At 68.8% G+C, this 13300-nt stretch carries 11 protein-coding genes; 5 read left to right on the forward strand and 6 right to left on the reverse strand.

The window, feature by feature from the left end; all coding sequences use genetic code 11:
- Positions 1 to 11 precede the first annotated feature (11 nt).
- A complete protein-coding gene (locus tag ZRA01_RS02125; protein ID WP_141349105.1) occupies positions 12 to 1730 on the reverse strand; it encodes a glutamine--tRNA ligase/YqeY domain fusion protein in 1719 nt (572 codons plus the stop codon).
- A 207-nt stretch (positions 1731 to 1937) separates the two neighbouring features.
- On the opposite strand from ZRA01_RS02125, the gene ZRA01_RS02130 reads away from it, so the two are divergent.
- From ZRA01_RS02130 to ZRA01_RS02145, 4 genes are all read left to right on the forward strand, one after another.
- Entirely contained in the window at positions 1938 to 3920 is a 1983-nt protein-coding gene (locus ZRA01_RS02130) for a TonB-dependent receptor plug domain-containing protein (protein ID WP_141349106.1), read from the forward strand.
- Between the two features lie 46 nt (positions 3921 to 3966).
- On the forward strand, positions 3967 to 4509 hold the full coding sequence (locus ZRA01_RS02135; RefSeq protein WP_170182873.1) for a TOL_0243 family YfiR-like periplasmic protein: 543 nt from the start codon (positions 3967 to 3969) through the stop codon (positions 4507 to 4509).
- A gap of 152 nt (positions 4510 to 4661) precedes the next feature.
- A complete protein-coding gene (locus tag ZRA01_RS02140) occupies positions 4662 to 5153 on the forward strand; it encodes an Hpt domain-containing protein (RefSeq protein WP_141349108.1) in 492 nt (163 codons plus the stop codon).
- On the forward strand, positions 5150 to 7288 hold the full coding sequence (locus ZRA01_RS02145) for a putative bifunctional diguanylate cyclase/phosphodiesterase (protein ID WP_141349109.1): 2139 nt from the start codon (positions 5150 to 5152) through the stop codon (positions 7286 to 7288). Before ZRA01_RS02140 ends, ZRA01_RS02145 begins: the two co-directional genes overlap by 4 nt.
- A gap of 31 nt (positions 7289 to 7319) precedes the next feature.
- On the opposite strand, the gene nosR is transcribed toward ZRA01_RS02145, so the two are convergent.
- From nosR to ZRA01_RS20800, 5 genes are read right to left on the reverse strand one after another with little or no spacing between them, the layout of a single operon-like run.
- Complete coding sequence (gene nosR, locus ZRA01_RS02150; RefSeq protein ID WP_141349110.1) at positions 7320 to 8636, reverse strand: response regulator c-di-GMP phosphodiesterase, NosR family; 1317 nt, start codon at positions 8634 to 8636, stop codon at positions 7320 to 7322.
- The gene (locus ZRA01_RS02155) at positions 8633 to 10006 is read right to left on the reverse strand and encodes an ATP-binding protein (RefSeq protein ID WP_170182874.1); all 1374 of its coding nucleotides are present in this window, start codon (positions 10004 to 10006) and stop codon (positions 8633 to 8635) included. The genes nosR and ZRA01_RS02155 overlap by 4 nt, the downstream gene beginning before the upstream one ends.
- Positions 10007 to 10010: 4 nt before the next feature.
- Complete coding sequence (locus ZRA01_RS02160) at positions 10011 to 10850, reverse strand: HDOD domain-containing protein (RefSeq protein ID WP_170182875.1); 840 nt, start codon at positions 10848 to 10850, stop codon at positions 10011 to 10013.
- Complete coding sequence (locus tag ZRA01_RS20475) at positions 10847 to 11161, reverse strand: hypothetical protein (RefSeq protein WP_170182876.1); 315 nt, start codon at positions 11159 to 11161, stop codon at positions 10847 to 10849. The genes ZRA01_RS02160 and ZRA01_RS20475 overlap by 4 nt, the downstream gene beginning before the upstream one ends.
- A complete protein-coding gene (locus ZRA01_RS20800; RefSeq protein WP_218028635.1) occupies positions 11158 to 12711 on the reverse strand; it encodes a response regulator in 1554 nt (517 codons plus the stop codon). The genes ZRA01_RS20475 and ZRA01_RS20800 overlap by 4 nt, the downstream gene beginning before the upstream one ends.
- Before the next feature lie 173 nt (positions 12712 to 12884).
- Between ZRA01_RS20800 and crcB the strand changes: the two genes are divergently transcribed.
- The gene (gene crcB / locus ZRA01_RS02170) at positions 12885 to 13289 is read left to right on the forward strand and encodes a fluoride efflux transporter CrcB (RefSeq protein WP_141349113.1); all 405 of its coding nucleotides are present in this window, start codon (positions 12885 to 12887) and stop codon (positions 13287 to 13289) included.
- Positions 13290 to 13300: the final 11 nt, after the last annotated feature.

Below are 13300 nucleotides of genomic sequence, written 5' to 3' on the forward strand. Positions count from 1 at the left end.
CTTGCCTGGCTTTATTTTTTCCAGGTGTCGCGGAGCGTGACGGTGCGGTTGAACACCGGCGCGCCATCGCGGGAGTCGACCCGGTCGGCGACGAAGTAGCCGTGGCGCTCGAACTGGAAGCGGGCCTCCGGCCGGGCGGCGCGCAGGGCGGGTTCGAGTTGGGCGGTGATGACCTGCAGGCTGTTCGGGTTGATGTCGCTCGTGAAGTCGCGCTCGAAGCCTTCCGGGTCGCCTTCGCGGCGGGCGCCGGGGTAGGCGTGGGCGAACAGGCGGTCGTAGAGGCGGACCTCGGCGGTGTAGGCGAACTCGACGGAGACCCAGTGCAGGTTGCCCTTGACCTTGTAGTTGTCGGCGCCGGGGGTGCCGGATTTTGAATCGGGCAGGTATTCGCACAGCACGGCGGTGATGTTGCCGTCGGCGTCTTTTTCGCAGCCGGTGCACTTGACGACGTAGCCGTAGCGCAGGCGGGCCATGTTGCCCGGGTAGAGGCGGTGGTAGCCCTTGACCGGGGTTTCCATGAAGTCTTCGCGCTCGATCCAGAGCTCACGGCCGAAGGGCATTTCGCGCTTGCCGAGCTCGGGGTGGAGCGGGTGGTTGGGGGCGTGGCAGCGCTCGGTCTCGTTGGCGGGGTAGTTGGTGATGATGAGCTTGAGCGGGTCGAGCACGGCGACGCGGCGCTCGGCGGCCTCGTTGAGGTCTTCGCGCATGCAGTCTTCGAGCACGCTCATGTCGATCCACGAGTCGGCCTTGGAGACGCCGATGCGCTCGGCGAAGCGCTTGAAGCCTTCGGCGGTGAAGCCGCGGCGGCGGGCACCCACCAGGGTGGGCAGGCGCGGGTCGTCCCAGCCGGCGACGTGCTTGTCGTCGACGAGCTGGATCAGCTTGCGCTTGGAGAGCACCACGTAGGTGAGGTTGAGCCGTGCGAACTCGATCTGGCGCGGCACCGGCCGGCTGAAGAAGCCGCCCTCGGCGAGGTTGTCGAGCAGCCAGTCGTAGAAGGGGCGCTGGTCTTCGAACTCGAGGGTGCAGATGGAGTGGGTGATGTCTTCGAGCGCGTCCTCGATGGGATGGGCGAAGGTGTACATCGGGTACACGCACCACTTGTCACCGCTGCGGTGATGGGTGGCGTGACGGATGCGGTAGATGGCCGGGTCGCGCAGGTTGATGTTGGGCGAGGCCATGTCGATCTTCGCGCGCAGGATGTGGGTGCCGTCGGGGAACTCGCCGGCCTTCATGCGCTGGAACAGCTCGAGGTTCTCGGTGACGCTGCGGTTGCGGTAGGGGCTGTCCTTGCCCGGGGCCGACAGGGTGCCGCGGTAGGCGCGCATCTCTTCGGCGTTGAGCGAGTCGACGTAGGCCTTGCCGACCATGATGAGGTGCTCGGCCATGGCGTACATCTTGTCGAAGTAGTCTGACGCGAAGTAGAGGTGCTCCTGCCAGTCGAAGCCCAGCCACTGGACGGCCTCGATGATGCCGTCGACGTATTCCTGCTCTTCCTTGGTGGGGTTGGTGTCGTCGAAGCGCAGGTGGCAGGCGCCGCCGTAGATCTGGGCCAGACCGAAGTTGAGGCAGATGCTCTTGGCGTGGCCGTAGTGCAGGTAGCCGTTGGGCTCGGGCGGGAAGCGGGTCTCGACGCGGCCACCCCACTTGCCGAGGCGGCGATCTTCGTCGATGAGGTTGCGGATGAAGTTGCTGGGTGCGGCGTCGGCCGGGGAGGTCGGTGCGGTCATCTGGGTCTTACCTTGGCGGGCTGGGGCGGATTGCCGGCGGATTCAAAATGAGGCCGTGATTGTAGCCGATGGCGCGCCCGCTGCAGGCTTGCCGGCGGCATTCCGTGGGTTCTTGGGCCGGCGGCGGTTGCGCCAGCCTCTCCGGACACTTCAGATCGGCCTTGTCGGAGCCGATAACGAAAGCTCAGACATAATGGAAGCGGATTCATGAGTCGTCATCGAACTGGAGTGCTGCTGGCCACCCTGCTGGGGGCCGGCGCCGCCGGAGCCGTCGAGACTTCGTTCATCGATTTACCCCTGGAAGAGCTGGGCAAGCTGGAGGTCGCTGCGGTGTCCCGCAAGGCCCAGAAGCTGTCGGACATGCCGGCCGCGGTGACGGTGCTGTCGGCCGAGGACATCCGGCGCAGCGGCGCCCGCAGCATTCCGGAGGCCCTGCGTGAAGTGCCGGGCGTCAATGTGGCGCAGATCGGCTCGGCGCGCTGGGCGGTGGGGGTGCGGGGGGCCCAGGGGCGCTTTGCCAACAAGCTGCTGGTCCAGGTGGACGGGCGCAGCATCTACAACCCGCTGTTCTCGGGCGTGTTCTGGGAGGCCCAGGACATCCTGATCGAAGACGTGGAGCGCATCGAGGTGGTGCGTGGCCCCGGGGCGTCCCTGTGGGGGGCGAACGCGGTGAATGGCGTCATCAACATCGTCACCCGCAAGGCCACGGCAACGCGGGGTGGCCAGGTGTCGGTGGGCGCGGACAGCCAGGGCGGGGTGACGACGGCGGTCCGGCAGGGGGTGGAGCTCGAGGGCATCGGCACCATGCGCGTGTTTGCCAAGGGGCGGGATCTCGGGCGCTCCGATACGATGGATGGTGACAGGGCCAGTGACACGGCCGGCGGTTGGCTCGCCGGCTTCCGCATCGACGGCGAGGGGGGCTGGATGGTGCAGGGCAACAGCTATCGCCACTCCAGCAAGGAGCTTCTGCCGATCTCCACCGCCCTCGACCCCAGCGGAGGCTTTCCGGTCTCCTTCGTGTTCGAAGGCAGCAACCTGCTGGCGCGGCGCAGCTGGGGCATGGCGGGCGGTGACGCGACCCTGCAGGCCTACGTTGACCATACCGATGCCAGGCTCAACGCCCAGGGCAACGGCAAGATCGACATTGCCGATGTGGACTTCCAGCACACTCTGGCGCCGATGGGGCGCCACGAGCTGATGTGGGGGCTGGGCGCCCGCTACGGGCATGTCGATTTCACCTCGAGTTCGCCGGCCTTCACCTTCAAAGACCAGCTCGTCGAATACCGGATCGCCAGTGCTTTCGTGCAGGATGAGATCAGCCTGGTGCCGCAAACCTGGACCCTCACCCTCGGTTCACGCTTCGAGCATTCGACGCTGTCCGACTTCGAGACCCAGCCGACCGCGCGCCTGATGTGGACGCCGACAACGGATGACAGCCTGTGGCTCAACTGGTCGCGGGCTGCGCGCACGCCGTCCCTCGGAGAGCTCAACGCCAATGTGGTGCTCGGGGCCCAGCCGCAGCCCTTGGCTCCGGGAGGGGTTGTCGTCTTGCGCTCCTTGCCGGCACCCAATCTGAGGCCCCGGGCCGAGCGCGTGGATGCGCTGGAGCTTGGCTACCGCCGCACCCTGTCGAGCGGTAGTCTCGAAGCGGTGCTGTTCCACCACGACTATCGTCGGCTTGGCGCCACGACGATGGGCCAACTGGACATGAGCTCTCCTCCGTTCGTCCAGCCCTTGTACCGGAGCTATTTTGCGAACGCCTGTACCACCGGCCTGGAGCTGGCGGCGGATATCAACGTGACGGCCACCCTGCGCCTGCAGGGCAGCTACACGGTGCTCGACACGCGGGCCCGGCACTATCTCGACCCCGCCGCCGATGCCGCCGGTGTGGCCAGGGAGGGGGCCGCGCCCAAACACTGGGCGAGCCTCCATGCCCTGTGGTCGCCGGGTGGCGGGCACGAGTTCGATCTGATGCTGCGCCGGGTCGGAGAGGTGAGCGCCGGCGATGTGCCGGCCTACACCAGCGTCGATGCCCGCTATGGCTGGCATCCCGGCCGGAGCTTCGAGCTGGCGGTCATCGGGCAGAATCTCTTCGACAACCGGCACCTCGAATACGCATCGGATTTCTTCGCCAGCCAGCTGAGCTATCAGCCCCGGCGCGGCTACATCCAGGGGTTATGGCGCTTCTGAACCGGCGGGCAATGACGATGCATCGGCATTTCGCCAGGGCATGTCCATGAAAATGGTGCCTGTGGCCCTTCTCGTGGTGCTGCTCAGCCTGGCCAGCGGGGCGCTGCGTGCTGCGCCGCCGCCGGGGGAGTACCAGATCAAGGCGGCCTACCTGCTCAACTTTGCCCGTTACGTCGAGTGGCCGGCAGCGCGGCTGGCGGCTGCGCAGGCCTTGCGGGTCTGCGTGCTCGGCCGCGATCCCTTCGGCGGTGCGCTGTCGGCCCTCGACGGGCGTCAGATCAATGGCCGCGAGGTGCGCATCCGCCAGCTCGAAGGCATCGATCTGGCCGGCGAGTGCCATGTCGTGTTCATCGCCGATTCCGAAGAGCGCCGGCTCGGCTCCATGCTGCGCTCGCTGGCCAGCCGGGGCCTGCTGCTGGTCAGCGACCTCGACGGTTTCGCCGAGGCCGGCGGCAGCATCGGCCTGGTCACCGAGGACGGCCGCGTCCGCTTCGACATCAATCAGGCCTCCCTGCAGCGCGACGGCCTGCGCGCCAGCGCCCAGCTCCTGCGTCTGGCGCGGAGCGTGCACGGAGCCCGCGCACCCTGAGCGCTCCCGGGGCCGCGCCTCGCCCGAACCAGGTGTGGCCCTGCGTTTTCTTGGGCGCCGGGTTCATTCCGGGCCCCTGGGTTGTTTTTGCTGCAACTCCTTTTGTACGTCTTCTTTCCGCCCTCTGCGAGCATGGCGGCGTTTTTGTTGATATGCTGGACAATTCCGTCGAGGTCATCATGGAGAACAACAAAAAGATGCTCGACACCGCCAGCTCGCCCCTCGCGCCGCAGCTTGCTGCCTGCGGACAGCCCGAAGTCGTGCTCGACCTGGCGGTGCTGATGAGCCTGCCCGGGGTTTCCCAGCGGCGGGATGCGCCCGTCCTCAAGCGTCTGCTGGGCATTTTCGTGGTCGAGACGAGCCGCAGTGTCGGCCTCCTGCAAGCGGCCCTTGAGCACGGCGACCGGGAACAGGTCGGGCGGCTGGCCCACCGCATGAAGTCTTCGGCGCTGGCCATCGGGGCCTTGCACCTGGGCACCGAGGCGCGCCGGCTCGACAGCAGCCTCAAGGCGGGGTCGCCCCTCGACCCCGCCGATGGGGGCATAATCGCCGCGGCCTGGAGGGATGCCCGCCAGGCTTTGCTCGACGAAGGGCTGCTGGGCGCAGATGAGCTCCGCAGCATCGAAGCCTCGATTGGATCATGACCGGAACCCGCAAGATACATGTCCTGATCGTCGATGACGATCCGCTCACGCGCCTGATGGCGTCGGAGGCGCTGCGCGAGAGCGGCTACACCAGCGTAGAGGCCGAGGACGGCTTGCGGGCGCTCGCCCTGTTCGACTCCGAGCGGCCCGACCTCGTGCTGCTCGATGTGATGATGCCGCGCCTCGGCGGCTTCGACGTGTGCCAGCACCTGCGCGCTCGCCCCGAGGGCCAACTGGTGCCCATCATCATGCTCACCGGGCTCGACGACGGCGAGTCGGTCGAGCGGGCCTTCCAGGTCGGGGCCACCGACTTCATCTCCAAGCCCATCAACTGGACCCTGCTGCGCTTTCGCATCCGCTACGTGCTGCGCTCGGCCCAGGTCATGCAGGAGCTCGTCCGCAACAAGGAAAGCCTGTCCAGCGCCCAGCGCATCGCCCGGCTGGGGAGCTGGGAATGGTTCGTGACCGAAGACCGGGTGCAGCGCTCGGCCCAGTACTATCGCCTGTTCGGGCAGCAGCCCGAGAGCTTCGGCGAGCGCATGGAGGCCGTGCTCGATCACGTCTATAAGCCCGACCGGCCGATGGTCCAGGCGGCGCTGAAGGGCGCGGCGAAGGGCCTCGGCTATCAGCTCACCTACCGCGTGGTGTGGCCCGACGGCAGCGTGCGTACGGTGCTCGAGACGGCCGAGCCGGCCGAGGGCGGCGTCGACCTGCTGCTCGAGGGTAGCGTTCAGGACATCACCGAGCAGGTCGATACCCAGCGGCGGATCCGCCAGCTGGCCTATTTCGATCCCCTCACCGGGCTCCCGAACCGGGAGTTCTTCCGCGAGAGCCTGCTCTCCGCGGTGGCCCGCTGCCTGCGCAACGACAGCCGCTGCGCGGTGATGGTGCTGGACATCGACCGCTTCGCCCGCATCAACGACAGCCTGGGCCCGGAGCGGGGCGACCAGGTGCTGCAGGTGATCGGGCACCGCCTGCGCGAAAGCATGGGCGACCGCACGCCCGCCGAGCCCGCCGGCGGCGGCGGCCTGCCTCGCCTCAAGGTGGCGCGCCTCGCCGCCGACGAGTTCGGCGTGCTGGTCAGCGACGTGGGGCCGGTGGATGAGGTGATCGAAGTGGCCTATCGCCTGCTCGACGTGGTGCGGGCGCCGATCCGTGTGCCGGGGCAGGAGATCACCCTGGCGGCGCGGGTCGGGGTGGCGATGATGCCCGAGCACGCGACCGAGGCCGACGCGCTGCTCAAAGCCGCCGAAACCGCCCTCAACCGCGCCAAGCGGTCCACCGGCGAGCAGGTGGCGCTGTTTTCCGAAGAGATGAAGGTGGCGGCCTTCCTGCGCTTCACCCTCGAGGGCGACCTGCGCCGGGCCATCGGCGAGGAGGAGCTGCAGGTGGTCTACCAGCCCATCGTCGACCTCAACGGCCCCCGCATCGCCAAGGTCGAGGCGCTGGTGCGCTGGGCTCACCTGGCGCGGGGCACGGTGCCGCCGCCGGAGTTCATCTCCCTGGCCGAAGAGACCGGCATGATCGTGCCCCTGACGCGGGCGGTGATCGAGCAGGTGTGCTCCGACATCGTGCACATGGGCGACGCGCTGCCGCCGGACTTCCGGGTCAGCGTCAATCTGTCGGGGGTCAACTTCATGGACCCCCAGCTGATCCCCACGATCCGGGCGGTGCTGGGTGCGGCGCAGGTGCCGCCGTCGCGCATCGAGTTCGAGCTCACCGAGACGGTGCTGATGCGCGATCTCGACTACGCCACCACGACCCTGGCCCAGCTCCGCGAGATGGACATCCGGGTGGCGGTGGATGATTTCGGCACCGGCTATTCGTCGCTGGCCTACCTGCGCCGGCTGGCCGTGAACACCCTCAAGATCGACCGCAGCTTCATCGGCGAGCTCCACGACAGCCAGGGCCTGGCGATTGTCGAGGCGGTGATCGGCCTCGCCCGCAGCCTGGGGATGGACGTGGTGGCCGAGGGCGTGGAGACACCGGCCCAGCTGGAAGTCCTGCGGGAGCGGGGCTGCCACCTTATCCAGGGCTACCTGTTCGCCCGCCCGATGTCGCGCCAGGCGCTGCTGCAGCTGCTCGCCGGCGGCGCCGCCGTGCTGCCCCAGCGGGCGGCGCTGCGCCCAGACTGAGGCCGCACGCCGGCCCTGCCGCCCGGGCGGCTCAGGCGCCCTGGGGCGGCCGGATGGCGACGGTGAGGCGGGAGCCTTCGCTGGCTTCGAGTTCGCGCAGCTGGCGGATGAGGTTCTCGTCGAGCACGAAGTCGGCCGCCAGCAGCATCACGCCGTCCTTCCCCACCAGGTCGCGAGCGAGGACCATGCCTGGCCGAAGGGCGTTGGTGCCGATCTCGTGGCCGGCCAGGGCCACCGGATCGCTGGTGCCCATGATCTCCAGAAACGCGTCCACCACCTGCGGGCAATAGCGTTTGCCGCGGTTCTGCTGGATGAAGGTGACGGCCTCTTCCGGCTTCAGGCGGCGCGGTGACAGGACGCCGATCTGCAGGCCGTCGAAATCGTTGGCGACCGCGATGATCCGCGCGCCATACGGGATCGTCAGCCCCGAGAGGCGGTCGGGGAAGCCCTGGCCGTCCCAGCGCTCGTGGTGGGCGCGGATGTAGGCGGCGGCCTGGCGCAGGTTTTCCAGGCCCATCAGGGCGTTCTGGCCAGAGGTGGGGTGCTTGCGCCACTGCCCCAGCTCGTCGCCGCTCATGTGCGAGACCGGCTTTGACAGGAGCTCGTCGGGCAGACCGATCTTGCCCACGTCGTGGAGCAGGCCGGCGAGCATCACGTCCTGCACCTCGGTCGGCTTCAGGCCCAGCCGGACGGCGATCTTGCGGGCCAGGTCGGCGACCCGCCGCGAATGGCCGCACACCGCGCCCTCACGCAGCTCGATGAGGTTGGAGAACACCCGGATCGAGGTGAGGAAGTTCTGCTTGAGCTTCTCGTGGGCGCCGCGCAGCTCGGCGGTGCGGGCCTCGACCTTCTGCTCGAGGCTGGCGTTGAGGCTGCGCAGCTCTTCGTTCTGGGCCTTGGTGAGCGCCTCGAGGCGGGTTTTTTCGCGCTGCAGGGCGCGCCGCTCGAGCGCCTCGCGGACGGTGAGCAGCACGTCCTGGTCGTTCCAGGGCTTCGAGATGTAGCGGGCGATGTGCCCCGCGTTGATCGCCGCGATGGTGGACTCCATGTCGGCGTAGCCGGTGAGCAGCAGGCGCACGGCGTCGGGCTGGCGCTTGCAGGCTTCGGCCAGGAAGGCGGCGCCGTCCATGCCCGGCATGCGCATGTCCGAGATGATCAGATCGATGCGCTCGGCGTCGATGACCGTGAGGCCCTCGGCGCCGCCGCCCGCCACCCGCACGGTGTAGCCCTGGGGGCGGAACAGGCGGCGCAGGGCCGACAGGATGTTGGGTTCGTCGTCCACGCAGAGGATGGTGAAGCCGGACGCTTCGGCGGACGGGGGCGATGGGGGCGTGGTGGAGGCTGTCATTCGGGGGTTCCGGGCTCGGCAGGTTGATGCACGGGTAGCGTGATGCGGAACAGGGTTCCGCTGCCGGGGGTGCTGCTGGCGGTGATCTTGCCGTGGTGTTTCTGGATGATGCCGTAGGACAGGGAGAGGCCGAGGCCGGTGCCCTTGCCCACCGGCTTGGTGGTGAAGAAGGGGTCGAAGATGCGGTCGAGGGTTTCGGATGGAATGCCGCAGCCGTCGTCCTCCACCTCGATCCAGACCTGCTCGCCAGCGTGGCCGGTGCGCACGCTGAGGGTGCCGCGACGCCCGTCTGGGATCGACTGGGCGGCGTTCACGAAGAGGTTCATGAACACCTGGTTGAGCTGGGACGGCAGGCACTCGACCAGCGGGATAGCGCCGTACTCGCGCACCACGTCGGCCCGGTACTTGATCTCGTTGCTGGCGATGTTGAGGGTGCTGTCGAGGCCCATGTGCAGGTCGGCGGCCTGCCACTGCTGCGCGGTGTCGCTACGGGAGAAGTCGCGCAGGTCCTGGACGATCTTGCGAACCCGCTCGGTGCCCTCGGCCGATTCGCGGATGAGCTCGTGGATGTCGTCGCGGAGGTAGTCGAAATCGGCCTCGTGTTTGATCTTGTCGATGCGCGCCCGGGCCGCGTCGGGCAGGGCTGCCTCGGTGGCCTGGTAGACGTCGAGCACCTGGAACAGGCGGGTGATGTAGTCCTGCAGGCTGCGGATGTTCGAGCTGACGTAGCCGATGGGGTTGTTGATCTCGTGGGCCACGCCGGCGGCGAGCTGGCCGATGGAGGCGAGCTTTTCGGATTGCACCAGCTGCTGCTGGGTTTCGTGGAGCAGGCAATTGAGCTCGGTGAGCTCGGCGTAGCGCTTGAGGAGCTCCAGCTCGGCGCCCTCGCGGCGGGCGATGTCGTCCTCGAGGCTGGCCTTGGCCTGCTGCAGTTCGGCGGTGCGGTTCTCGACCTGGGCTTCGAGGTCGGTGTGCACCCGGCGGAGTGCCTCTTCGGCGCGCTTGCGGTCGGTGATGTCGACGAGGATGCAGAGCGTCGTGGCGATGCCCTGGACGGCCTGCTGCGAGAGGCTCAGCTCGACCCAGCGCGCCTCTCCCTGGCGGGTCTGGACAAGGGCCTCGTATCTGGCCGGCACGGGCTCGTCGTCCGGGCCGAGGCGCTCCCGCTGGCGCGCCTCGGCCTGGACTTCGGGAGGGAACAGCGCCCAAAAATCCAGCTTGGCGAGATCGTCCGGGGCGTAGCCGGTGAGTTGCGAGAAGGCCTTGTTGGCAAACAGCACCTGGCCGTCCCGGTGCAGCGCGATGCCGTTGGACAGGGCATTGGCCAGGGGAAACAGGCTGGACGGGAGCGGGTAGGCCTGGTTGTCCATGGGGCTATCCAAGCAGCAGGCTGCAGTGATCGAAGCCTTCCTGGGTCTCTGCCAGCACCCGGGCCAGGGTGTGCTGGTCGAGGTCGAGGGCGTCGATGGTTGCCGGATCGAGATGGGGCAGCTGGGTGTCTTCGGCACCGTCGAGGTCGAGGGCCTTGGCGATGGCGTCGGCGTAATGGATGAGGCCCGCCGGGCCGCCGGGCGTGCCGCCGCTCGGGGCGTGGTGGAAGGCGAGGGCCTGGCGGATGTCTTCGGGGAAGTTCCAGCGCTGGGCCAGGGCCGCGCCGACATCGGCGTGATCGTAGCCGAAGGCGCTCATCTCGGCCTGCTGCCAGGGGCAGTCCTGCTCGTGGGCGGTGGCGATCACGCGGGCGTAGTCGTCGGGGGCCACCACGACCATCGCCAGCCGGCCGATGTCGTGGAGCAGGCCGGCGATGAAGAGGTTGTCGCCCTTGTGCCCGAGCGCCCGGGCGAGGTTCCGGGCGGCCACGCCGACGGCGAGCCCGTGGCGCCAGAAATGCTCCTGGCTGAAACCCGGGCAGCGCCCGGCGGGCAGCCCGCTGACCACCGTCGCGGTGAGCACCAGCGAGCGCACCGACGAGAAGCCCAGCACGACGATGGCGTCGCGGATCGAGCCAACCTGCGTTTGCAGCCCGTAGAACGGCGAATTGGCCACCCGCAGCACCCGCGCGGCGATGGCCTGATCCTGGGCGATACGGCGGGCCAGGGCGTCCACCTCGGTGTTGTCGTCGGAGAGGCTGCTGAGGAGCTCCATCGCGACGGCGGGCATGGCCGGCAGCTTGTGGAGGCGGGCGATCATTTCGGCGAGGCTGGGGTGGGTCATCGGAAGTGTTCCTGCCGGAAGGCCAGCACGGCGTGCAGCAGGGCCTGGGCCTCGGGGGCCTCGGCGCTGTGGCGGAAGATGTGCAGGACGCGCGCCCGGGCTGCCTCGCGAAGGCGGCTGTCTTCGGCGGGGTCGCGAGGCGTGACGATGGCGATGGCCTCGATGCCCCGGCGCTGCAGGTTTTCCAGGTCGGCTTCGGCGAGCACGTAGCCGGCGGGGCGCAGCAGTGCGCCGCCGGCATCGCGCAGGGCTTCGGCCAGCTCGGCGCCGGGCTTGATGTCGGTGATCGGGACCAGGCTGTGGGGTGTCATGTTTGGCAGCCTTCGCAGGTAAAGCTGAGCAGGAGACCCCGCTCGCCATGTTGGCCGCCGAGGGGGTGGGCTTCCACATGATACTGGCGGCCTGCGCATACGAGGTCGGTCTCGCGGGCGCTACCGTCGAGGAGCGGCGCCAGCGCCGCCGGCAGGGCTTCGTCGCCGCCCTGGCCGATCAGCGGGCCCTGCTCGGGAAACAGCCGGCCGGCGGCGTCGTTGGCCAGCGCGATCATGCCGGTGGGGTCGATGCCGATCAGCGGCTGGGGGGCGACGGCGAGGGCTTCCTGGGTGATGCCGAGGGCGGCCTCTTCCATGCTCAGTCGGCGCTGCTGGTCGGCCAGCACCTCCTGGAGCTGCGTGTTGATGCGGGCCAGCGCCTCGTTGGCGTCCTTCAGCTCGCTGGACAGGCGCCGGTTGTCGTCGGCCAGCAGCTTGCGCCGGAAGGCTTCCTCGATGTTGGCCCGCAGCATCGCGTCGTCCCAGGGCTTGGACAGGAACTTGTAGATCGCCCCCTCGTTGATCGCGTCGGTGACCGACTGCAGGTCGCTGTAGCCCGACAGCATCAGGCGCACCGAGTCGGGGTGCATGTCCTTGGCCTTGCGCAGGAACTCGACGCCGGTCATGCCGGGCATGCGCTGGTCGGAGATGATCACATCCACCGGATGGGTGGCCAGCAGCTCGAGGGCGGCCAGGCCACCTGTGGCGGTGAGGATGGTGTAGCCGTCACGCCGCAGCAGGCGCCGCAGGGAGGACAGGATGTTCTCCTCGTCGTCCACCAGCAGCAGGGTGCGCTCGGGGCGCGGGCCGCGCAGATGTGCATTGTCGAGGCGCGTGTCGGCCGCCAGCAGGGCCTCGAACTCCGCCGCGGGCAGGGGGAGCCCGAACAGCGCGCCCTGGAGCAGGTCGCAGCCGGTGGCCACCATCACCGACGCGGTGCGGGAAGCGCCGACGTCCTTGGCGCAGACACTCAGCCCGAGCTTGTGGGCGCGGGTGACCAGGGCGCGGATGATCGCCACGCCCTCCGGGTCGGCGGCCACGTCATCGACCAGCCGGCTGGGCACCTCGATGCCGTCCAGCGGCAGCAGGCGCCGGGTCCAGGCCAGGTGGGCACAGGCCGGGCTGGCGGCGCTCAGGGTGAAGCGGACGCCGCAGTTCTTGAGCTGCTGCAGGGCCCGCTCGCCGGCTTCCGAGATGTCGCCGTAGAGGGTGACGATTTCGAGCTCGAGGCTCTGGGGCGGCAGGCGGGTTTCGACGAGTAGGGCATGCAGCTGCGTCGCAAACTCGGGCAGGCACAGCACCTCGATGTGCGCGCCGAGGGTCAGGGCCAGCGGCCGCCCGTGGCTCTCGGACCAGCCGGCAACCCGGACGCAGGCCTCCCGCAGGGCCATCAGGCCGGCCCCGGAGAGGTTGTCGAGAAAGGTCCCGTCGCCCCGGTCCAGGCCCGCCAGGCTGGCGTGTACGCCGCTCAGGAGGCCGCTCCGGCAGTCGAAGCGGGGCTGGTACAAAAGTGTCGACGGGGCTGCTGCCAGGTTGCGAGGGTGTTCCATCAGGGCTCCAGATACGGCAACCGCCTGGCTTGATCCAAGCGTTGCCTGACGTTCGGGGTATCGGCGCGAGCGCCGACTCCTTTAGGGGGAGTTGGTCCGCGTGACGATGCCCGGCAGCCAGCCGGGGCATATCCGGCGGTCGAGGGGCCGGCGGGCGGGGTAAAATCCGCGCCATGTCGGATCACGCCCACCACTTTCCTGTACTCGCCCTCGTCGCCATTGGCGTCGGCGCGGCCCTGGGCGCCTGGCTGCGCTGGTGGCTGGGCCTGCGTCTCAACCCCCTGCTGGCGCACCTGCCCCTCGGCACCCTGGCGGCCAACCTCGTGGGCGGCTATCTGATCGGGGTGGCGGTGGCCTTCTTCGCCTTCCGCCCCGGGCTGCCGCCCGAGCTGCGGCTGTTCATCGTCACGGGCTTTCTCGGTGGGCTGACGACCTTCTCGTCCTTCTCGGCCGAGGTCGTGCAACTCATCGACACCGCCCGCTACGCCTGGGCGGCCGGGGCCGCGGCCCTGCACGTGCTGGGCTCCCTCACGATGACGGCCCTCGGCATGTGGTCCGTGCACGTCCTTCGCAACTGAATCACTACGGC

Source organism: Zoogloea ramigera (assembly GCF_006539865.1).
Classification (GTDB): Bacteria; Pseudomonadota; Gammaproteobacteria; order Burkholderiales; family Rhodocyclaceae; genus Zoogloea; species Zoogloea ramigera.

Excerpts from the sequence above, each read along its gene's own strand:
- ZRA01_RS02125 (WP_141349105.1), bottom strand. The coding sequence starts at position 1,730 with ATGACCGCACCGACCTCCCCGGCCGACGCCGCACCCAGCAACTTCATC.
- ZRA01_RS02130 (WP_141349106.1), top strand. The coding sequence starts at position 1,938 with ATGAGTCGTCATCGAACTGGAGTGCTGCTGGCCACCCTGCTGGGGGCC.
- ZRA01_RS02135 (WP_170182873.1), top strand. The coding sequence starts at position 3,967 with ATGAAAATGGTGCCTGTGGCCCTTCTCGTGGTGCTGCTCAGCCTGGCC.
- ZRA01_RS02140 (WP_141349108.1), top strand. The coding sequence starts at position 4,662 with ATGCTGGACAATTCCGTCGAGGTCATCATGGAGAACAACAAAAAGATG.
- ZRA01_RS02145 (WP_141349109.1), top strand. The coding sequence starts at position 5,150 with ATGACCGGAACCCGCAAGATACATGTCCTGATCGTCGATGACGATCCG.
- nosR (WP_141349110.1), bottom strand. The coding sequence starts at position 8,636 with ATGACAGCCTCCACCACGCCCCCATCGCCCCCGTCCGCCGAAGCGTCC.
- ZRA01_RS02155 (WP_170182874.1), bottom strand. The coding sequence starts at position 10,006 with ATGGACAACCAGGCCTACCCGCTCCCGTCCAGCCTGTTTCCCCTGGCC.
- ZRA01_RS02160 (WP_170182875.1), bottom strand. The coding sequence starts at position 10,850 with ATGACCCACCCCAGCCTCGCCGAAATGATCGCCCGCCTCCACAAGCTG.
- ZRA01_RS20475 (WP_170182876.1), bottom strand. The coding sequence starts at position 11,161 with ATGACACCCCACAGCCTGGTCCCGATCACCGACATCAAGCCCGGCGCC.
- ZRA01_RS20800 (WP_218028635.1), bottom strand. The coding sequence starts at position 12,711 with ATGGAACACCCTCGCAACCTGGCAGCAGCCCCGTCGACACTTTTGTAC.
- crcB (WP_141349113.1), top strand. The coding sequence starts at position 12,885 with ATGTCGGATCACGCCCACCACTTTCCTGTACTCGCCCTCGTCGCCATT.